This window comes from Glutamicibacter sp., assembly GCF_032154645.1.
Classification (GTDB): domain Bacteria; phylum Actinomycetota; class Actinomycetes; order Actinomycetales; family Micrococcaceae; genus Glutamicibacter.
In genome coordinates this window covers 1-20,405 of sequence record NZ_JALDXV010000010.1, presented here as the reverse complement: position 1 = coordinate 20,405, position 20,405 = coordinate 1, and the positions used below count along the sequence as shown (strand labels likewise).

Below are 20,405 nucleotides of genomic sequence, written 5' to 3'. Positions count from 1 at the left end.
CGGGTTAAGCAAGATGACATGAGAAGAATCTAGACAGGTTTTCAGCCCCGCAGTCATGGGGGTGTTCCGCGCAGTGCCCGCAGTGTTGATTTGGTTGGTTTTCACGCCGAGGGAATAGATGCCAGAACTTAGCTCCGTTACATCCCAGTATCAAGATAAGTCCTTGTGTAGGTATCTGATACATGATTTATTCTTTGTTCGCGGTGACAAGCCTGCACGGCTCGGTGATGAAAACCGATCAGGCGAATGATTGCGTGAGATGGTTCCCACGAGAGGACGCGAGGACGAGAGTGCTTAGGTGGTGGTGGACACATCCCTCATGGTGGTCGGCGTAGTGGGTGCCTGAGGTTCGCATGTTGGACGGTGGGCGACGGCCCAGAGCGATGAATCCGAAGGCGGAGTAACAGCAAATTATCGTTGCGAAGTTGACTGAGATCACTAGATATTCCGGCATGATCTTGCGGCGGAGAGTTTCTTTCAATTTCTATTGAGCGTAGAATAAGTTGTGTCTGTCCTTGTACCCGTGAAGAACTGAGTGCGTTTAATTGAAGACTCAAAGTGTCGCTGGCACGTCAGTGCCACGCGCATCGCGCCAGCCTGAAGAGGCTCTCGGCGCCTTCATCAACCGCAAGGCCAGTGCGTATCTCGCGCTGACCAAGCCTCGCGTTGTTGAATTGTTGCTGGTGAGCACCCTTCCGACCATGATTTTTGCTGAGCGTGGCTTCCCGTCGGTATGGCTCATGATCTCCACCATCGTTGGCGGCGCCATGGCTGCCGGCGCTTCGGGTGCATTCAACTGCTATATCGATCGCGATATGGACAAGCTGATGAAGCGAACAAAGGGCCGCCCCTTGGTGACCGGAGATTTGACACCCAAGGAAGCGCTGATCTTCTCATGGGTATTGGCCGTTGCCTCGCTGGTCGTCTTCTGGTTTGGAACCAACCCATTAACCACGGCATTGGGCCTGGCTGCAATCCTGCTCTACGTTGTCTTCTACACGTTGATCCTCAAGCGCCGCACCGCTCAGAACATTGTCTGGGGCGGCATCGCAGGTTGCATGCCGGTTCTGATCGCTTGGGCCGCAGTTAAGGACACCATTGAATGGCCAGCGATCATCCTGTTCTTGGTCATCTTCCTCTGGACCCCGCCGCATTACTGGCCGCTGTCCATGAAGTATGCAGATGATTACAACGCAGCTTCCGTGCCGATGCTCGGGGCAATCGCCAACGCCCGTCGTGTTTCGGTGCAGGTGGTCCTCTACGCATGGGCAACCGTTGTCTGCTCGCTGCTGCTCGTGCCGCTGGGCGGCGCGGGCATCGTTTACACGGTCGTCGCCAGCGTGGCCGGTCTGTGGTTCATTTACGAAGCCCACGTGCTGTACCACGAGGCCCAGTCGGATCATAAGCCTGCCGAGGTCAACCGCAAGGCGATGAAGGTCTTCCATATTTCGATCACCTACCTGACGATTCTTTTCCTTGCATTGGCAATCGATCCATTCGTCGGCGGACCGCTGATCCCGTAGCATTCACGCGGACCGCTAAAGCCTCGGCCGCAGATTCTTGAAAAAGAATCTGCGGCCGAGGCTTTTTGCATTCGTGAATTCATGCAGGGGAATTAGCTGCTGCCTTTCCAGCTCGCACCTGCGCCGTGATGCCGTGCCAAACGGTGCCAAGTAAAAAGCGATGCAACGGGAGTCCGAGGCCTCGAAGCACGACGGATTTCGACAAGGCGGCAGGGGACCACAGTGGCTGTGACCACCGAACTACGCGCATAGTTCCTTCGCATCTGCCTCTCGGCATGACGGTAAAAATTACGCCTGTGGGCAGGTCATTCGAGGACGGTTGTTAATAGGAATGCCAGTTGGTGCTCGCGACGTGCGCCTAGGCAGTTCGAATATCATCCTTCCAGTAGTCGGCAACAGGAGGGGATGCGGGTTAAAGAGCAAGGTTCCACCACCCGAGTTGGGCCGTGGAACCTTGAGTAGGTGTGAGTTGTTGTCTACTACTTGGAAGCGAGCTCGTACTTAGGAAGCAGGTTGGCTCGATCCCACACGTCGGTGGTGGAGGCGAGCAGAAGACTTGCACCAAACATGTGGAAGAGCACCAGCAGGATCGGCAGCCCAGTGAAATGCTGCGTGTAGCCGATAGCGGCCTGCAGCAGGATCACGGCGACCATCCACCAGATCGATTTCCGCAGGCGTGCGTTGCCGCCCGCCTTGTACACCAGGATTACCAGGGCAATGGTTGCCAGGACCAGCATGTACACGGGCGCGGCGTGTAGACGCGTTACTAGCAGGGTGTCGAACATGTGCCGTGGAGCGTTCTCATCACCGGCGTGGGGGCCCGTGCCGGTGACAATGGTTCCCAGAATGACCGCGACCATGGAGAGGATCCAGGTGGCATAGGAAACAATGCGGATGTTCTTTGTTGTTGGCTCCGAAGGCTGCTTCTTGAGCTCAGCGCCGGTGCGATTGACTAGGAGGGTGGCCAAAATGACCAGTGCACCGGATAGCAGGAAGTGCAGGGAAACAACCCATGGATTCAGCTTGGTCCATACGGTAATGCCTCCGATGACGCCCTGTGCAGGAATGCCGGCCAAAAGGACGATGCCAAGGGTGAAAAGCGTCTTATGGGTGGATCGCATGTTCCAGATGGCCACAAGGAATGCAACCGCAATGACCAGCAGGACGAAGGTCAAGGTCCGGTTGCCGAACTCGATTAATCCGTGGATGCCCATTTCTGGTACCGGCGTCATCGACCCCGGTACGCAATTGGGCCAATTCGAACAACCCAGCCCGGACTTGGTGAGTCGGACAGCGCCACCGGTGACAATGATGCCGATCTGCGAGATCAGCGATGCGATCGCCAGACCGTGCACCAAGCGGGTGACAGTTGTCGGCAGTTTCGCGGACCAGCTTCGGGAAGCTAGGTCTGAAGGCATGGGAATCTCCCTCTAGATTCGAATGGTGGTTTAGGTCCACTTGAACTTCTTGATGCATGCAAAGGAGCCCACCGAGGCCCAAAGCACCAAGAAGATCAAGGCGGCAAAGTTGAAATGGCCGTCAATCAATGCGTCGCGCATGGCGTCGCCCAAGGCGGCCGATGGCAGGGCGTTCAGCGTCGGCTGTATCCACGCCGGCGCCATGCTCAGCGGATAGAGTACACCGCCGGCGCCAGCCAAAAGAATCCAGGCAAGGTTGGTGATGGCCAAGGTGGCCTCCGGGCGCACGGTGCCTGCGATCAGAAGCCCCAAGGAAGTAAAAGCCGCTGCTCCGAGCAAAAGAAACAGGATGCCGGGCAGGATGCCCCAAGGATTCGGCTGCCAGCCCATCAGCAGAGCGGCGACGCTGATCAGGACTACCTGAATAAGCAAGACGGTAAGGACCGCAATGACCTTGCCGAAGATCAGTCCAGTTTTCCCCAGGGGGGTCGTGGAGAACATTTTCAGCACGCCGTAGCGGCGATCGAAACCGGTTCCGATTCCCTGTCCGGTAAAGGCGGTGGAAATGACACACAGGGCCAGGACGCCTGGAACCGCGGCATCGATGGTGCGGTCGGCGATGTCAGAGATCAGATCCGTGAATGTCAGAACGAACAGTGCGATCATCGGCATGACGACCGCCAGAATCAATTGCTCGCCATTGCTCAGCATCTGAATTGACTCGTATTTTCCCTGAATCAAAATGCGTTTGAGCGGCGAGACGGCGCGGGGTTCGGCAGTAGTTTGGCTCATGCCTGCTCCTCCTTCTGGGCAAATTCAAGGAAGACGTCTTCAAGGCTGCGCGCCTGCAGATTAAGTTGAGTTGGAAGTATCGATTCACGCGCCCACCAGCCGGTGAGCCAATGTAGATGATCTGCCGAGCTCACTCCATCCAGCCGGTACTGACCGGCAGAGGTTTCTGTGAGGTACAGGCCTTCCGGCGGCTGTGGCAGGTTCAGTCCAGAACGTGCACTGAATGAAACCGGCCGGGCATCATGTTCTTCTTGGGCGCGGGCAATCAGTTCCGAGACGGTGCCCTGGGCGACGGTGCAGCCCTTGTCAATGATGTAGACGTAGTCGCTGAGTTTTTGTGCATCATCCATCAGGTGCGTGGTGAGGATGATTGCCTTCCCAGCGTCACGCAGTTCCGCAATGAGGTCGAAGACCACCTGTCGCGACTGGGGGTCGAGTCCCGCGCTTGGTTCGTCGAGGAAAAGGACCTCCGGGTCGCCCGCCAAGGCGATGGCCAGGGCGACGCGCTGCTTCTGTCCGCCTGAAAGCCTGCGGATGGTTCTTGAACCGAAGGACTCCAGATCGAGGCGCTTGATGATGACGTCAAGATCGATGGGATTGCGGTAAAGGGATGCAACATGTCGCAGGAGGGGAATCGGGCGCATCGACGGTGGCAGGCCGCCGTCCTGCAACATCACGCCGACACGGGCGCGAAGTTCCGGCTTGTCGCCGTAGGGGTCTTGGCCCAGCAGTTCAATAGTTCCACCTTCGGGGCGCAATAGCCCCTGAGCGCAGGCGAGCGTCGTCGACTTACCGGCGCCGTTGGACCCTAGAAGTGTTGTGACCTGGCCGGGGTAGGCCTTGAGCGACACCGACTCCAAGACTCGCAGCATGCGATTGTCCAAGGCCGGAACAGGACCTAAATCTTTGGCCAGCTCGTTAATTACAAGGCTGGGGGTTACAGAAGACACCACAGCATTCTACGCCACGTCGAAGTCACATTTGCTGAGTGGTTTGTCACGATTGCTCGAGATGGGCATCGTTGCGCGAGAGAATTGAAGAGGAAAGTTGTAGGTCAATAATTGGCGAAATCACTAGGCGGGAAAGCTCATCCTTAGTAAGTCCTTCCTTACTAGACTGACAGCCAAAATTTACGCATGATTGTGTTGTGTATTCATCTAAATCAAACTCAGAGAGTGGCTCGGACGCGGCACTTGTCGGTGTCCCGGGTGATACAGAGGAACGCACGCGCGACCGGGTCTTGAACGCAGTTCTAGAAGATGGTCCGGTCAGTGCGGCTGAACTTGGAAACAAGCTCGGCTTCACACCCGCGGCGGTCCGCCGTCACCTTGATGCCCTGTCAAAGGCCGGGCTCGTTGAAGTAAAACTGGTAGCCAACCAGAAGACTGGCGCAGGTCGCCCGTCTCGCCGGTATGTGCTTTCCCACCGTGGACAGGCCAAGCTCGGAAACGATTACTTGGAAATTGCCACGGATGCGTTGAAGGTACTTGGCCAGGCTGCTGGCGAGGATGCAATCCGCAAATTCGCCAGCGACCGTTTTGCAACGATGGAGGCCCGCTACGCCAAGGCACTGGCAGGCGTTGAAGGGCTTGAGGCCCGCGCAGAGGTATTGAGCGAATTGCTCAGTGCTGATGGATTTGTGGGTTATACCCGCAAGGTTGATACGAAAGTGGCAACTGCCCTGATGCACAGTGTTCAGCTGTGTCAAGGACACTGCCCGATACAAGACTTGGCACGGGAGTTTCCGGTCTTTTGTGACACGGAAACTGAAATGTTCGCCCGTTTGCTTGGGGTTGATGTGCGTAGGCTCTCGACCCTGGCCGGAGGCGGACACGTGTGTACGACCCACATCCCCGTGGGTCGTGAAAAGGCGCCAGTGCGCGCCGAGAAGAGAACTCGAATTCAGTTCACGAAGCAGGAGAGGCCGCGATGACGGATCAGATTGCACAGGAGTCTGCAGACCCAGGTGTAATTTCCGAGATTCTGGAGAAGAACCCTGAACTCCAGGGAATCGGTAATTACGAATATGGTTGGGCCGACAAGGACGTTGCCGGAGCGAATGCTCGCCGCGGCATCGATAAGGATGTCGTAGCAAACATCTCGGCTCTGAAGAGCGAGCCAGAGTGGATGCTTGACATCCGCCAGAAGGCTCTGAAGTACTTCGACCGCAAGCCAATGCCAACCTGGGGTCCAGACCTCTCCGGCATTGACTTCGACAACATCAAGTACTTTGTCCGCTCCACCGAGAAGCAGGCAACCAGCTGGGAAGACCTTCCAGAAGACATCAAGAACACCTACGACAAGCTGGGCATCCCAGAGGCTGAAAAGCAGGCGCTGGTTTCCGGCGTTGCAGCTCAGTATGAGTCTGAGGTTGTCTACCACCAGCTGCGCGAAGACCTTGAGCGTCAGGGCGTCATCTTCCTCGACACCGACACCGGTTTGAAGGAATACCCTGAGATCTTCCAGGAGTACTTCGGCTCGGTCATTCCAGCCGGCGACAACAAGTTCGCTTCGCTGAACACCGCCGCCTGGTCCGGTGGCTCCTTCGTGTACGTTCCCAAGGGCGTCCACGTGGAGATCCCGCTGCAGGCGTACTTCCGCATTAACACCGAGAACATGGGTCAGTTCGAGCGCACCCTGATCATCGCTGATGAGGGTTCCTACGTTCACTACATCGAGGGTTGCACCGCACCGGTCTACAAGTCCGACTCGCTGCACTCCGCCGTTGTAGAAATCGTCGTGAAGAAGAACGCCCGCGTTCGCTACACCACGATCCAGAACTGGTCGAACAACGTGTACAACCTGGTGACCAAGCGCGCCGTCTGTGAAGAGGGCGCAACCATGGAATGGGTCGATGGCAACATCGGTTCCAAGGTCACCATGAAGTACCCAGCCGTTTACCTGGTCGGCGAGCACGCCAAGGGCGAGACCCTGTCGATCGCCTTCGCCGGCGCAGACCAGCACCAGGACACCGGCTCCAAGATGGTGCACATCGCTCCGAACACCTCCTCGGCAATTGTTGCCAAGTCGGTGGCTCGTAACGGAGGCCGTTCGGCTTACCGCGGCCTGGTGCAGGTCCGCGAGGGCGCCAAGGGCACCAAGAACTCGGTGGTTTGCGACGCGCTGCTGGTTGACCAGATTTCGCGTTCGGACACCTACCCATACATCGACGTACGTGAAGACGACGTCACCATGGGCCACGAGGCAACCGTTTCCCGCGTATCCGAGGAACAGCTGTTCTACCTGCAGTCCCGCGGCTTGGCCGAGGACGAGGCCATGGCAATGATCGTGCGCGGCTTCGTTGAGCCGATCGCCCGCGAGCTGCCAATGGAATACGCCCTGGAACTGAACCGCCTTATTGAACTTCAGATGGAAGGATCGGTCGGCTAAGAATGTCGGAGACCACCACCCATATCCCAGAAGAGAAGGCGCGCATCGGCGCACCATCCATCCCTGGCTTCACCGAAGAGGGCGAAGACCTTTCGCCGATCAACGAAAACAGCAGCTCGCCTCTGGGCGGCTCCGCTGCCAAGGCCCACAGCCACGGCGGCGGCGCAGGTGTGCCTGACTCCTCGCGAGCAGGCCGCCTGACCAGCTACAACGTTGACGACTTCGCCAAGCTGACCGGCCGTGAAGAAGACTGGCGTTTCACCCCGCTGAAGCGCATCAAGGGTCTGCACAGCGACGAGCTGACCGGCGCAGCGCCAAAGGTTGAACTGCACGGCAGCGACGTTGTCACCCTGACCGAGGTACCAGCGGATGACGTGCTCAACGGCATCGCCCACACCCCGGACGACCGCGTTTCGGCCAACGCTTGGAAGTACGCCGCCACCTCGCAGGTAGTGACCGTTCCAAAGAACGCCGAGGGCGAAAAGGCCACCCTGCGCATCACCGGCGAATCGCTGGATGCCGCGGCACAGCACATCATCGTTGTGGCGGAGGAAAACTCCGAAGCAACCATCGTGCTGGACCACGTGGGTTCGGCAGTGCTCGCACAGAACGTCGAATTCGACGTTCGCCCGAACGCTCGCCTGACCGTCGTATCCCTGCAGGCGTGGGAAGATGACTCCGTTCACGCTTCCTCGCAGCAGGCACTGGTCGCCGCAGGTGCATCCTTCAAGCACGTGGCAGTCACCTTCGGTGGCGACCTGGTGCGAGTGAACCCATCGGCTCGCTTCACCGGCGAACGCGCCGAGGTTGAACTGTACGGCTTGTACTTCGCAGATGCAGGCCAGCACCTGGAGCACCGCCTGTTCGTCGACCACGCAGTGGCAAACTGCAAGTCGAACGTGCTGTACAAGGGCGCGCTGCAGGGCAAGGATGCACACACCGTTTGGGTTGGCGACGTGCTGATCCAGAAGGCCGCTGTGGGCACCGACTCCTACGAAGCGAACCGCAACCTGGTTCTGACCGACGGCGCCCGCGCCGACTCGGTGCCAAACCTCGAAATCGAAACCGGTCTGATTGACGGTGCGGGACACGCATCGACCACCGGCCGCTTCGACGATGAGCACCTGTTCTACCTGATGGCCCGCGGCATCGATGAGAAGACCGCACGCCGCCTGGTGGTTCGTGGCTTCCTGAACGAAATCGTTCAGCAGATCGGCGACGAGGCTCTGCAGGAGCGTCTGACCGACACCATCGAATCCGAACTGGCTGCAACTGACAACTAGTCAGCGCCTGTCTTCATCAGCTTTTTAGAAAGAAACGGAACGACGTATGTCTACTCTGGAAATCAAGGACCTGCACGTCTCGATCGACACCGAGCAGGGCGAGAAGGAAATTCTCAAGGGTGTAACCCTGACCATCAACACCAATGAGACCCACGCAATCATGGGTCCTAACGGTTCGGGCAAGTCGACCCTGGCGTCGACCATCGCCGGCCACCCACGCTACAACGTCACCTCGGGTTCCATTACCCTGGACGGCGAAGACGTGCTGGAGATGAGTGTTGACGAGCGCGCCAAGGCTGGCCTGTTCCTGGCGATGCAGTACCCAGTCGAGGTACCAGGCGTCACCATGACCAACTTCCTGCGCACCGCAAAGACCGCTATCGACGGCGAAGCTCCTAAGCTGCGTACCTGGACCAAGGACGTCAAGGAAGCAATGAGCAAGTTGAAGATCGACGCCGACTTCGCACAGCGCAATGTCAACGAAGGCTTCTCCGGCGGCGAGAAGAAGCGCGTTGAGATCCTGCAGCTTGAGCTGTTCAAGCCTAAGTTTGCAGTTCTCGACGAGACCGACTCCGGTCTTGACGTCGACGCGCTGAAGATCGTTTCTGAAGGTGTTAACCGCGCTCAGGACGAGAACCAGATGGGCACCCTGCTGATCACCCACTACACCCGCATCCTGCGCTACATCAAGCCAGACTTCGTGCACGTGTTCGTGGATGGCAAGGTTGCAGAGCAGGGCGGTCCAGAATTGGCGGACCGCCTGGAAGAAGAAGGCTACGACCGTTACATCAACGTCAACGCCTAGATAGGGAAATTCCAATGAGCGAATCGACCGAACAGCACCAGGGGGCCACAACGACTCCCTTGGAGGATGTCGAGGAAGCGCTAAAGGACGTCATTGACCCTGAATTGGGTGTCAACATTGTCGACCTTGGTCTGCTTTACGGACTGAAGTACGCCGACGACGGCGCGCTTCTGTTGGATCTCACGCTAACCACCGCAGCTTGCCCGCTGACCGATATTATCGAGGAGCAGGTTGGCAAGGCGCTGGAAAACGTTGTAGACGAACACCGGCTGAACTGGGTCTGGATGCCGCCTTGGGGTCCAGAACGAATCACCGATGACGGTCGCGATCAGATGCGAGCCCTTGGCTTCAACATCTAGCTATGGCTAATTGAAACCGCCGGGACAGAATGAAAAATTCTGTCCCGGCGGTTTCTGTTTAATGTACAGGCGTTCATTGCGAGGTCTGGACTCGGCATGGCGTTAGCCATGGGGCCCATAACGCACGTATAGTCTTCTGTAATCATAAAAGGGCTACCTAATATAGGAGGTTACATTGGAAGACTCGCGTGGCACGAGCACACGGATTGCCCGCCCCATCGGTGAAATCGAAGAAGCTCTCAAAGATGTCATCGATCCCGAGCTCGGCGTGAATATTGTCGACCTTGGGTTGGTGTACGGACTGCGCTATGGGGAGTCCACTGTCCTTGAAATTGATATGACTTTGACCACTGCTGCCTGTCCTCTCACCGAGATGATTGAAGAGCAGGTGAAGCTGGCACTAAAGAATCTTGTCAGCGTCTACCACCTCAACTGGGTCTGGACCCCGCCGTGGGGACCAGAGAAAAATACTGATGATGGCCGTGACCAGATGAGAGCCCTGGGGTTCAACCTGTAACCGGGGAGGCTGTCGTAATTTCAAAGGCAATTGCCGAGCCCGTTCCGCCAGCCGCCGCCATCAATGCCACCGCCCGTTGTCCCGACAGTGCAGCACTGTGTGCCTGCCAAAACAGACGTGTTGTGAGGACAGCGCCGCTTGCCCCATAGGGATGGCCCAAGGCCAACGCCCCGCCTTCTCGATTTACACGGTGATCCTCGATACCAAGTTCATCTAGGCAGGCAAGGGCCTGAACCGCGAAAGCTTCATTGAACTCAATCAGTGAATCTGCCTGTGCGGGGGAGTCACCCAAGATTCTAGCAAGCCGTTCATAGGCAGGTACCGCTGCCATGCCAAGCACTTCTGGATCGCATCCACCCGAAGCCGAAGCTAGGTACTTCAATGCGAACCCGGGGTTCAACCGACGAAGCACCTTGCCGCTGACCAGCATCACCGCCGCGGCACCGTCATTGATAGGGCATGAATTTCCGGCCGTTACGCTGCCGCCGGGGGCGAAGGCTGGCTTTAGTGCCTGCAATTTTCGCGTGCTCAGGCCGGGTCGAGGGCAAGTGTCGCTGTTGACCAGCCCGTCAGCCGTGGCGATGGGGACAAGCTCCGCGTCAAAGTCTCCTCGAGACCTGGCCTCCAACGCGCGTTGATGACTGCGCAATGCAAACTCGTCCTGCCGTTGCCTGTCGATGCCGAATCGCCTGGCGATGTTTTCTGCGGCAACTCCCATGTCTGGATCGGGGTTTGGCTCTGGAGTAAACCGAGCCCTTGAATACAGTCGAGGTTCTTCCATCGGATCGGTGCACTTTTTCATACGCCATGGAGCGGTACTGACCGATTCAACACCACCGGCAATGACCACTTCGGCTTCTCCACAGCGAATCATTCGAGCGGCAGCAGCAATGGCTTCCAATCCACTTGCGCATTGGGCATCAAGGCTGGTCGCACCGATACCTTCCGGAAGCGCCGACGCCAGCACTGCAACCCGGGCAATATTTCCACCCGGTCCCGCTGCATTGCCTGCAAAGACATGGTCCACCTCGTCAGGGGCGATAGCAACGTCGTCAAGCAGGGTGTCGAGTACCTTGCCCAGCAGCTTTTCAGCACCAAGCCGTGAGAATTGTTTTCCTGCGCGGACGATAGGTGTCCGCCGGGCGTTAATGACGAATGCATCATTCATCTCAATTCAACTCGTTTCATCACGTGGTGTTCGTATTTGGAGAGTGCGGTGAATGCAGTTTTTCCGCTATTCGTGGTTGGCCATGAAGAAAGGAATACTAGTTCGCGCGGGATTTTATATCGAGGCAGTGCCTTGTTCAGATGCAGTATTAAATCGGTGGTGGGGATCGAAGCGGAGCAGGTGTAGGCAACCAGTATCGGTTCGCCGTTGCGCGACTCTACACCCACCCGTACTTCTGAGATTCCGCATTTCGTGAAGACTTCGAGGATTTCGCTGGGGTGGATGTTGTTGCCGTTGAGATTCATCATTTCACCGCCGCGTCCCTTGAGTTCAAGTGTTCCTTCTGCGGTAATTCTGCCCAGGTCTCCAGCGCTAATTGACGTTTTGCATCGTCGAATACCTTCGCCGGAACTGGAGTCGTAGCCACTGGCATTGAAGGGACTGTCGACAAAAATTTCACCAAGTCCACTGACCGGTCTTGGATCATGGATGTGAATTTTGACGCTTGGAAAAATGTTGCCGATGAATTCGCGGTCGACCACCTCATCGACATTACGATGTCGGAAGGCTATGAGGCTGTGTTCGCTGCTTCCGTAATATTCGATGCAATCCTCAAATGCGGGCAGTTTGAACAGCTGATTGACGATCCGTTGATCGAGCGGTTCGCCTCCGCTGACGACTGTGGTCAATGAAGCTAATACTTGTCGCGGCAGGAGTCTGAGCATGCGATCAATAATCGTTGGAACGGATACCAGTCGAGTGCACGCGTGGCGCTCCATGAGTGATTGAACAATTCTCGAGTTAAAGTACCCACCGGCAATCAACGTGCCGCCGTTGGCTATGGATTCGACTAGGGCGTAGAGGCCTAGACCGTGGGAAATTGGGCCTGGGCAAATTGTTGTTGAGGCCGGGAGCGCACCAAGAATATCGGAACCTATCGATACGGATTGCTGCCATGATTCTTGGGTGCGAACAACTGCTTTCGGCAGTCCGCTTGAACCGGAGGTACAAATCACCAACATTTCTCGATTGGGAAGACGGGTTGAGTGGACACGTTGCAGTTCGTCAAGAGGTTTAGGAGGTGCAAGCAAAAGTTGTTGAATCGATGTCAAACGGTCAGTTAGTTCTGTTTCCGAGATAACAGCATTCACACCCAGCTGACCAGACATTTTTGTAATTAGTTCCTCAGGCCATGAAGGATCAAGAACGACCAACGACTTTTCGGCGAGAATCGCAGCATAGAAGCCAACCGCCATGTTGATTGGGTCGGTTGTACAGATCCCAATTCTTCTAAATGGGAGATCTTGCAGCTGCTGAGCAAAAGTTTGGGCCCGAAGTGCAAGGTCAAGGAAACTGAGTTCCTTGCTGAACGTTGCGACAGCAATCCGTTCCGGTGCGCTTCGGGCCCAAAATTCTAAAGACCGAGTGAAGTCCATGATTCTATTTGAGCAGACCACGGTAACTACGGTGGACGGTGAGTGCCACCAAGGTTGCAACTACAGCCTTAATCAAGTCACCAGGAAGGAAGGCAAGGGAACCTACTAGTGAAGTCTTCAGGTCAAGACCGGTGGCAACCGCCGTCCAAGGAACACCAAACGCGTAGATCACGACGATGCCTCCCACAATGGTGGACACAAGACCAGCGAAAATCTGAGCGGTCCTGGATTCGATGCGAATGACCCAGTACTTGAACAAGGCACCGATGACGAATGAACCAAAGACCCAACCAACTAGGTAGCCGCCGGTGGGGCCGAAGAGTACGCCAAGCCCGCCACGGCCACCGGCCAACAACGGCAGGCCTGCCAAGGATAGGACCACGACAACGAGTGATGCCATCGCACCCCGCCATGGACCCAGAATCGCTCCAGCGAGCATGACTCCTAGTGTTTGCAGCGTGATAGGAACCGGAACGATGCCCAAGGTGATTGGGGGTACTAACCCCATGGCTGCGATGAGTGCGGCGAAAACTGCGATATATACAGTGTTCTTCGTCTGCGAGGGACGAACGGCTGTTGTAGTCATAACGGGCTCCTAACGTTGGGTGATATCAAGTGATGATGGGTTGTATGAATTAACGGTTGTCAGCGGGTGCCGAATCATACCCACGTGCATCTAATGCTTCGGCGGTTTCATCAGCTATCCGGAGGGCTCGGATCACCAATGGAACGCTGACCGCGAAGGGGTTGTTGCCCAAACCACGAGCATGCTGGGCTTCTCTGACCTCGGAATAAACTCTTCGAAGTTCCGGGATAAAGCGAATGGCCATGGATAGGGCTAAAGCGATTTGTGCCGGATTCGCTCCGATGTGCCGTAGCGGTGCAGCGACTCGTTGGAAAAGTTCCAGCATTGCGTTAAAGCTAGTGGTCAGGCTGACTGAATAGGCGAAGAGGCAAAGAGTCAATAGTCGAGTGACCGAGACGCTAGCGTTGAGCCAACTGGTCTGCAGTCCGAGCGCTATGAATACTATTCCCAAGATGATTGAGAGCGTGGTTAGTGGTCCGCGCAGTTGGGCGAATCCGACCCTTGCCGAGACGAGCACGGCGACGCTGATGACGAGTAGCATGAGCAGGACCTGCCAGGAACTGATCAGGTACAAGGCGATGCTGATCAGCAGCAAGCTTCCGAACTTCCAGCCTGCAGGAACCTTCGAAAGCCATGAGGAGTTCTTCGCGGCAATCATGCCCTGCTCCACTGGGTATAGTGCGCGATGGCTGGATCCGGAGATCCATCGAAAGATATCTGACCGTTCGTCACGACCAAAACACGATCAAAATCTTCGAGGATTTCCAGGTCGTGGGTGATGACTATAGCTCTCTGGGGAAGTCTAGATATTTCTTTTTGGAAGGCCAGACGGTTGCGCAGGTCAAGCATCGTAGTTGGTTCGTCAAATACGATGGTTCGAGGCTGCATGGCAATCACTGCGGCCAATGCGACCATTTGTTGCTCACCGCCAGAAAGTGTATGACTTTCGCGGTCTGCTAAATGACAGATGTTCAACTCTTCGAGGGTTGCCCTTACACGCGCGTCACGTTCGTTGGCGTTTATTCCCAGATTTTTTAGTCCAAACGCGATATCGTCGGCAACCAGAGGCATGATGATCTGGTTCGCAGGGTTTTGAAATACGAAACCTACATCTCTGCGGATCTGTTTCGCGTGTTTTGCTGTTGAAAGCTCATCGATGAAAACGGTGCCGCGACTTGGTAGTACCAGACCATTAATCAGTCTCGACAGCGTGCTCTTTCCTGCCCCGTTGGCCCCAATGATTCCAATACGATGTTCGTTCAGCGTCAACGAGACGTCCTTGAGCACGTCTCTGTTCTCAACAGTGACGGTGACGTTCTCAAGTCGAATCTGCGGCAGGTCCACGGTGAGTCAGCGATCCTCTTCTACGGTACTGAAGCAGTTTCGAATTGGCCGCTTCAGCTGTTACTTGAAAGTGGCGGTTGCACCACTTCTAAAGAGCATACTTGATCACTGTTCAATTTTCTTGATCACTGTTCAAGATGCCATCTATACAACGCTGAATTGTTCCCAAAACAACATCAGGGAAATGACGATCATGATGATGCCGGAGCACATGGTTACGACACGTGCTGCCGCTGGGCGTGAGCGGAGCAAACGACGCGCCACCTTGGCAACTGCAAAATAAATGACAACTGAAACTAGAAAATGACCGAGCCCAAAAAGCGATGTTTGGAATGCAACCGGCATGGCGCTTGAAGGGTCAATGAATTGAGGGATCAGCGCAACATAGAGCAATAATGCCTTGGGATTTGTTCCGCTCGTGAGCAAGCCTTTGAAGTACTGTGATCGCTTGCTGTCTATGGAAGCTTCTATATTGCGTTCTGCGATGATCGCAGTGGTCGTTGATGTGATAGCGGCTGGCAGCGGTAAACCCCTACCGTCTCGTTGAGGTTCGATAGCGGTATTCAGCGAGTCATTGTTATAGAATTTTGCAGCTTTCCAGCTGCGAAGAGTGGAGAGGCCCAACCACAACAGGTACAGGGCTCCGGCGGTTGTCAGCCAAGTGAGAAGGGTAGGAGATCCGGCGACAAGGGCCGCAATGCCGCAGGCAAGTAACAGTGTATGCACCAAATATCCGGACAGGAGGCCCCAGATAGCCACGTAGTAGCTGTCCTTCTTGAGTGCGGAAGAAATAATGTAGGCCCAATCGGCGCCGGGAGTGCAGGCCAGGGTTACTGATACGACTAAGAAAGTTGAGATCTGCGCGAGGTCCATCATGCCCTGAGTTCAGTAGTTGATAATTGGTTGCGATGATAAGACTATGAAAATATGAGCGAAATGTGCTTGCGAATAAAGTCTCGGTAGCCAATATTTGCGCAAAGAAGTTCATATTTTCTGTAATTCAACGCAAAATTCTTGTGAGCTACGATTAACCCATGGATGATCTTGATCGTGCGATCCTGGCGGAGCTGCAGATGGATGGGCGTATGAGCGCAACTAGTCTAGCTTCAAAAATTGGTCTGTCTGTTGCGCCCTGTCATCGACGAATTCGTGAGCTAGAACGTTCAGGGGTAATTGCCGGTTATCAGGCCGTGCTTAATCCAGACCTTGTGGGTCTCGGATTCGAGGCCCTAGTATTTGTCACGCTGCGAGATCGTGCGCACCTCAAAGAATTTGAATCTGCCGTTGAGGCGGAAGAGCTAATCGTTGAAGCACAACGACTATTCGGCGAGCCGGATTTCCTTCTGCGCGTATATGCCAAGGACTTGGCTCATTATCAGCTCGTCTACGACGAAGTGCTGGTTGGGCTACCAGCCGTCGAGAAACTGACAAGCACCATCGTGATGCGAAATATAAAGGGGCAGGCAATCCTTCCAGTTTAGATTTTCTGCGGTGACCTATGGGAATTACGTGCCACTCGCGGTGTGAGCATCAGTGACGTGGCCATCACGGCTGCTGCCAGCCACAACGCGTTGGGCAACCCGACATGATCTACGATGAATCCAATCAGCGGTGGCCCGGCGAGCATTGCACCATATCCAAAAGCACTGATAATACTCACAGCATTTGGGCCCAATCGACTGCTTTGTGAAGCTGCAATCGTCATGCCAACTGGGAAGCCGAGAGAACTTCCGAGCCCCCACATCACTGCGGATACCCCTAGGATGAACGGTCCGTCTCCCAAAATAAATAGGCAAATTCCTGCAAGACCAATGGTGCCCATGATCATTAGGGTTCGCTTGGGACCCATTGAATCAATCATGCGCCCGCCAGTGAAACGCCCAATTGTCATAGCTGCAACAAATAGGGTGAACATCAGCGCGCCCGCCTGATGTGGTAAGCCGTGCCCGCTGACAGCGGCAACTGCAATCCAGTCATTGGCGGAACCTTCGGCAAAACTAAGTCCGGCAACCATGAGTCCGATAAGTAGGAGCGCTCCGAGCTTCTGAGAGTCGGAATTGGTGGGTGTCGACAACTGCGACTTGTCTTTGTTGTAGTTCTCGTTTTCCCACCCACGCAAGCCGCGCTGAGACAGCATCGTGAGGAAAACGATGATGAGTGCAACAAGAGTAAAGTGCCAAATCGTAAACATGTGAACACTAATAGTTGCAGTGGCAATTCCGGCACCAACCAAGGTTCCTAAGCTAAAGAATCCGTGAAATATTGGCATAATACTTCGATTTAAGTGGCGTTCAACGCGCGCGCCACTGACATTCATCATGATATCCAGGCAGCCAAAAAATACACCATTGATGAATAGAATAATATAAGCAGTTGTTGGATCTTTTGTTATGGAAATTGCAAAACCGAGAGCAATTAGGCAAGCGGAAAGTAATAGTGGTAAGAATAAAAGGAGATTCTTAGTATTAACTTTCCTGCTGATGGTCGGAATAATGCTTATGCCGAACAGAGTTCCCGTGGTCATGCAAAGTAGGAAAGTCCCTAGTGTAAGGCCAGAGAAGTCAAAAATTGCGTCAATGACAGATAGGCGTCCGGCCCATGAGGCGAAAGACAAGCCAGCGATGAAAAATATGATGTTGAGACTTTGTTTCTCAGACATTTTTTCCCGCGTATAGCTCTTGACTGCTTGGGTCATTTACCCCTTGCCTTCCGATTAGTAATTCGGATTCAGTTTATCTCAATGGCCGCGAGACACGTGTGAGGTAATCGGCGTGGATGCACATTATGTTTCATTTCTCCGGCTCCGCTCAGCTGGTTCAAATCTGTGAAAATTATCCGCGGGCGTTGATTTATACGCGATAGCTGAGTAACCGATAGAACTCTTTGAATTTGCACCACGTCAGAGCCCATTGTTAGTAGCGCAATTTGAGGATTCAACGTAGTCTCGGGTCACGGTCGTACCAAGGGATGCGGAGAATCGCGATGAGCGTGAAAAGATTGAAGGCGGATGTGGCTGTCATTGGGGCTGGTCTCTCCGGACTGGTCACCGCAGTTGAGGCTGTAGCCGGCGGGCTCAAAGTTATTGTGCTGGACCAAGAGAACTCGCTTAACTGGGGCGGTCAAGCTTATTGGTCCTTCGGAGGTCTATTTCTCGTTAATTCACCGGAGCAGCGTCGCATGGGAATCCGAGACTCATTCGAACTTGCCTGGTCGGATTGGCTTGGAAGTGCCCAATTTGATCGTCAACAGGACGAGGACTCGTGGGCAATTAGGTGGGCACGAAAGTATGTTGAATTCTCTGCCGGTGAGAAGCGGGCATGGATCAAACAGCAGGGGATTGAGCTGACGCCTGTCGTCGGATGGGCTGAGCGCGGTGATGGAAATGCGCAAGGACATGGTAATTCGGTGCCCAGATTTCATATTTCTTGGGGGACCGGAACCGGAGTATCTGAGCCATTTGTTCAAAAATCCTTGGATGCTCAGGCAGAAGGAAATCTCCACTTCTTGAATCGATGTCGCGTCACCGAGCTTTTGGTTGATTCTGAGAACGTGACGGGCTGTCGAGGTCAAGTGCTGGTCGCTGACGATAGCCCGCGAGGTACGCAGTCTTCGCGAGAAGTGTCAGGGGAATTTGTGATTGAGGCACGCGCGACGGTACTTGCTTCCGGAGGAATCGGAGGTAATCACGACCTTGTGCGACAGTACTGGCCGGAACGGCTTGGGCGGGCTCCAGACGACATGATTACTGGTGTGCCTGCCTATGTCGACGGCAGTGGTCTGGAGATAGCGGAAGCGGCTGGAGCAAGGCTGGTGAATCGTGATCGCATGTGGCATTACACCGAGGGAATCCGCAATTGGAACCCAATATGGCCACAACATGGAATACGAATTCTCCCTGGGCCAAGTTCGATATGGTTCGACGCTGAGGGGCATCGACTGCCAGTCCCCGGCATACCGGGACACGACACTATTGGAACCCTAAGATTTCTTCGGACTAACGAGCGGGCACGCCGCCACGACCATTCCTGGTTTGTTTTGAACCAAAGAATTATTGAGAAAGAGTTTGCGCTCTCGGGGTCGGAACAGAATCCTGATATCACCGACCGTGATCGAAAGGCTGTTCTCAAGGACCGTCTTTTTGGCAAAGGGGCCCCAGCGTCAATCGCCGCTTTTTTGCGTCATGGAGAGGACTTCGTTGTCGCACCTAGTATCGAACTACTTGTTGACAAGATGAATGAAATTGCTCCCGATGCGCATCTTGACGCTGTTCGCTTGCGTGAGCAAATTGAAGCCAGGGATTTACAAGTTAAGAATGCATTTTCGAAAGATGCACAGATTCAGAGCATTCACAACGCGCGACGATATATTGGCGACAAGCTAATGCGAGTCGTAGCGCCACGCCCAATTCTGGCAAAGGGAGATGGCCCTCTGATCGCTGTCAAATTGCATACATTGACTCGAAAATCATTGGGTGGAATTCAAACTGACTTGGCAGGGCGTGCCCTAAGAATGGATGGTGCAGTTTTTCACGGTCTCTATGCTGTTGGGGAAGCCAGCGGATTTGGGGGCGGTGGAATGCATGGCTACAACGCATTGGAGGGGACGTTCCTTGGAGGGTGTCTCTTCAGCGGCCGTGAAACTGGGCGCGGAATTGTCAGCGACCTGAACGACTGACGCTATAAAACATCCGTAGCAACCCGATTTTGGTACAACTGTTCTATGCACTCGGTATTGGAAATGTGGCCAGTCCGCACCTTGCTGCGAAAAGGCGAAATGCTGAATAACTAAACACCGCCCTTCATATGTTTAACCAAATGAAGGGCGGTGTTTCCTTAGTGCCCCCTGCGGGATTCGAACCCACGACCTAGAGATTAGAAGGCTCTTGCTCTATCCAGCTGAGCTAAGGAGGCGTAACCGGAATTAGTTTAGCTTATGCGACGCTCAAATTACGATTCGATGTGTCTAGTGTGGTCAATAGGTACGTACTCTCGAATCTGATTTGGTGATCTTAAAGTGCAACGATGGAAAATTACTAATTCAACGGCCATCTTGATCTTTATGCTGCTAAGTTGCTTTCTCGCATGGTTGGTCGCTTTGCCGATCTGGGTCGACGGAGGCCTCAATAATTCACGATTCACATTGTTTGCAGTAGCGATGATGTCCACTCCGACCATCGCAGCAGTGGTGGTCTGTGCTATTGAAGCAAGGATGTCCAGTTTTGTCAGAGACGTGGGTCTCTGGCCGTTGAAATATCCCAAGCGTTTGCTCTGGTGTCTCCTGCTGGCAATTGCGCTTCCAGTTTTTCTGACTATTCAAGCCGTATACATTGGAACGTGGTTGGGTACCTTTCCCGGTGACCTCAAGAACTTTACGATTCTTCATTTTCTGGCTGGCTCGCAAGGAACCGGAGCTTATCTTATGAGTCAGGTTGGATCGATCTTGCTTGCAACCCTGGTGAATCTCTTGCCCGCGATGGGTGAAGAGATCGGTTGGCGCGGATGGTTATGGCCACGCCTGCAGAAATATGGACGAGTCCCCGCCATTTTCGTTTCTGGTGTGATTTGGGGCCTGTGGCACGCGCCGTTGATCCTGCTGGGGTACAACTATCCCTTCGCGGAAGGGGCCTGGGGGTTGGTGTTCATGTGCGGAATGTGCATTGTGGTTGGTGCGTTCTTCGGATGGCTACGCACGATCTCAGGAAGCGTCTGGCCATGCGCAATGGCACACGCGGACTCTTCTATGTCTGTCAAGCAGCAATCTGAACCTTTTCATCTATTGCTGAAG

General features: G+C 54.7%; 20 protein-coding genes and 1 tRNA gene. 10 read left to right on the top strand and 11 right to left on the bottom strand.

Going from position 1 to position 20,405, the window contains the following annotated elements; translation table 11 throughout:
• Window positions 1-575 precede the first annotated feature (575 nt).
• Window positions 576-1,523, top strand: a complete 948-nt coding sequence (locus RUH64_RS10085; protein ID WP_313813079.1) for a heme o synthase — start codon at window positions 576-578, stop codon at window positions 1,521-1,523.
• Between the two features lie 479 nt (window positions 1,524-2,002).
• Here the strand turns inward: RUH64_RS10085 and RUH64_RS10080 are convergent, their stop codons facing one another.
• Genes RUH64_RS10080 through RUH64_RS10070 form a run of 3 tightly spaced genes read right to left on the bottom strand, consistent with a single transcriptional unit; the run spans window position 2,003 to window position 4,683 of the window.
• On the bottom strand, window positions 2,003-2,941 hold the full coding sequence (locus RUH64_RS10080; RefSeq protein ID WP_313813078.1) for a COX15/CtaA family protein: 939 nt from the start codon (window positions 2,939-2,941) through the stop codon (window positions 2,003-2,005).
• A gap of 30 nt (window positions 2,942-2,971) precedes the next feature.
• Window positions 2,972-3,733 carry an ABC transporter permease gene (locus RUH64_RS10075; RefSeq protein WP_313813076.1) on the bottom strand — a complete coding sequence of 254 codons (762 nt, stop codon included), beginning with the start codon at window positions 3,731-3,733 and terminating at the stop codon, window positions 2,972-2,974.
• A complete protein-coding gene (locus RUH64_RS10070; protein ID WP_396276005.1) occupies window positions 3,730-4,683 on the bottom strand; it encodes an ABC transporter ATP-binding protein in 954 nt (317 codons plus the stop codon). The genes RUH64_RS10075 and RUH64_RS10070 overlap by 4 nt, the downstream gene beginning before the upstream one ends.
• Before the next feature lie 197 nt (window positions 4,684-4,880).
• Between RUH64_RS10070 and RUH64_RS10065 the strand changes: the two genes are divergently transcribed.
• The 6 genes from RUH64_RS10065 (at window position 4,881) to RUH64_RS10040 (ending at window position 10,087) form a co-directional block, all read left to right on the top strand.
• Window positions 4,881-5,666: a metalloregulator ArsR/SmtB family transcription factor gene (locus tag RUH64_RS10065; RefSeq protein ID WP_313813074.1), complete on the top strand. Its 786-nt coding sequence runs from the start codon at window positions 4,881-4,883 to the stop codon at window positions 5,664-5,666.
• A complete protein-coding gene (gene sufB, locus RUH64_RS10060) occupies window positions 5,663-7,123 on the top strand; it encodes a Fe-S cluster assembly protein SufB (RefSeq protein ID WP_313813073.1) in 1,461 nt (486 codons plus the stop codon). Before RUH64_RS10065 ends, sufB begins: the two co-directional genes overlap by 4 nt.
• 2 nt (window positions 7,124-7,125) lie before the next feature.
• Window positions 7,126-8,406 (top strand): Fe-S cluster assembly protein SufD, encoded by a 1,281-nt coding sequence (gene sufD / locus RUH64_RS10055; protein ID WP_313813072.1) that lies wholly within the window; start codon window positions 7,126-7,128, stop codon window positions 8,404-8,406.
• A gap of 46 nt (window positions 8,407-8,452) precedes the next feature.
• Window positions 8,453-9,211 carry a Fe-S cluster assembly ATPase SufC gene (gene sufC, locus RUH64_RS10050; protein WP_313813070.1) on the top strand — a complete coding sequence of 253 codons (759 nt, stop codon included), beginning with the start codon at window positions 8,453-8,455 and terminating at the stop codon, window positions 9,209-9,211.
• Window positions 9,212-9,225: 14 nt separating this feature from the next.
• Window positions 9,226-9,570 carry a metal-sulfur cluster assembly factor gene (locus tag RUH64_RS10045; RefSeq protein ID WP_313813069.1) on the top strand — a complete coding sequence of 115 codons (345 nt, stop codon included), beginning with the start codon at window positions 9,226-9,228 and terminating at the stop codon, window positions 9,568-9,570.
• Between the two features lie 175 nt (window positions 9,571-9,745).
• The gene (locus RUH64_RS10040) at window positions 9,746-10,087 is read left to right on the top strand and encodes a metal-sulfur cluster assembly factor (protein WP_313813067.1); all 342 of its coding nucleotides are present in this window, start codon (window positions 9,746-9,748) and stop codon (window positions 10,085-10,087) included.
• On the opposite strand, the gene RUH64_RS10035 is transcribed toward RUH64_RS10040, so the two are convergent.
• The 6 genes from RUH64_RS10035 to RUH64_RS10010 form a co-directional block, all read right to left on the bottom strand.
• Window positions 10,077-11,255 carry a thiolase family protein gene (locus tag RUH64_RS10035; RefSeq protein WP_313813066.1) on the bottom strand — a complete coding sequence of 393 codons (1,179 nt, stop codon included), beginning with the start codon at window positions 11,253-11,255 and terminating at the stop codon, window positions 10,077-10,079. The genes RUH64_RS10040 and RUH64_RS10035 overlap by 11 nt on opposite strands.
• Entirely contained in the window at window positions 11,252-12,691 is a 1,440-nt protein-coding gene (locus tag RUH64_RS10030; RefSeq protein WP_313813065.1) for a class I adenylate-forming enzyme family protein, read from the bottom strand. Before RUH64_RS10030 ends, RUH64_RS10035 begins: the two co-directional genes overlap by 4 nt.
• A 4-nt stretch (window positions 12,692-12,695) precedes the next feature.
• Window positions 12,696-13,277: a biotin transporter BioY gene (locus RUH64_RS10025; protein WP_313813064.1), complete on the bottom strand. Its 582-nt coding sequence runs from the start codon at window positions 13,275-13,277 to the stop codon at window positions 12,696-12,698.
• Between the two features lie 49 nt (window positions 13,278-13,326).
• On the bottom strand, window positions 13,327-13,935 hold the full coding sequence (locus tag RUH64_RS10020; protein WP_313813062.1) for an energy-coupling factor transporter transmembrane component T: 609 nt from the start codon (window positions 13,933-13,935) through the stop codon (window positions 13,327-13,329).
• Window positions 13,932-14,621 (bottom strand): ABC transporter ATP-binding protein, encoded by a 690-nt coding sequence (locus RUH64_RS10015; protein WP_313813061.1) that lies wholly within the window; start codon window positions 14,619-14,621, stop codon window positions 13,932-13,934. Before RUH64_RS10015 ends, RUH64_RS10020 begins: the two co-directional genes overlap by 4 nt.
• A 144-nt stretch (window positions 14,622-14,765) precedes the next feature.
• Complete coding sequence (locus tag RUH64_RS10010) at window positions 14,766-15,497, bottom strand: LysE family translocator (protein WP_313813059.1); 732 nt, start codon at window positions 15,495-15,497, stop codon at window positions 14,766-14,768.
• A gap of 158 nt (window positions 15,498-15,655) precedes the next feature.
• On the opposite strand from RUH64_RS10010, the gene RUH64_RS10005 reads away from it, so the two are divergent.
• Entirely contained in the window at window positions 15,656-16,102 is a 447-nt protein-coding gene (locus RUH64_RS10005; RefSeq protein WP_313813058.1) for an Lrp/AsnC family transcriptional regulator, read from the top strand.
• Here the strand turns inward: RUH64_RS10005 and RUH64_RS10000 are convergent.
• The gene (locus RUH64_RS10000; RefSeq protein ID WP_313813057.1) at window positions 16,099-17,316 is read right to left on the bottom strand and encodes an MFS transporter; all 1,218 of its coding nucleotides are present in this window, start codon (window positions 17,314-17,316) and stop codon (window positions 16,099-16,101) included. The two genes, RUH64_RS10005 and RUH64_RS10000, sit on opposite strands and share 4 nt — an antisense overlap.
• Before the next feature lie 287 nt (window positions 17,317-17,603).
• On the opposite strand from RUH64_RS10000, the gene RUH64_RS09995 reads away from it, so the two are divergent.
• The gene (locus tag RUH64_RS09995; RefSeq protein WP_313813056.1) at window positions 17,604-19,295 is read left to right on the top strand and encodes an FAD-binding dehydrogenase; all 1,692 of its coding nucleotides are present in this window, start codon (window positions 17,604-17,606) and stop codon (window positions 19,293-19,295) included.
• A 162-nt stretch (window positions 19,296-19,457) separates the two neighbouring features.
• Here the strand turns inward: RUH64_RS09995 and RUH64_RS09990 are convergent.
• Window positions 19,458-19,531, bottom strand: a tRNA-Arg gene (locus tag RUH64_RS09990).
• Window positions 19,532-19,634: 103 nt separating this feature from the next.
• Here RUH64_RS09990 and RUH64_RS09985 point away from each other — a divergent pair.
• Window positions 19,635-20,405 (top strand): CPBP family intramembrane glutamic endopeptidase (locus RUH64_RS09985; protein WP_313813055.1); only part of this gene is annotated, 771 nt, incomplete at its 3' end.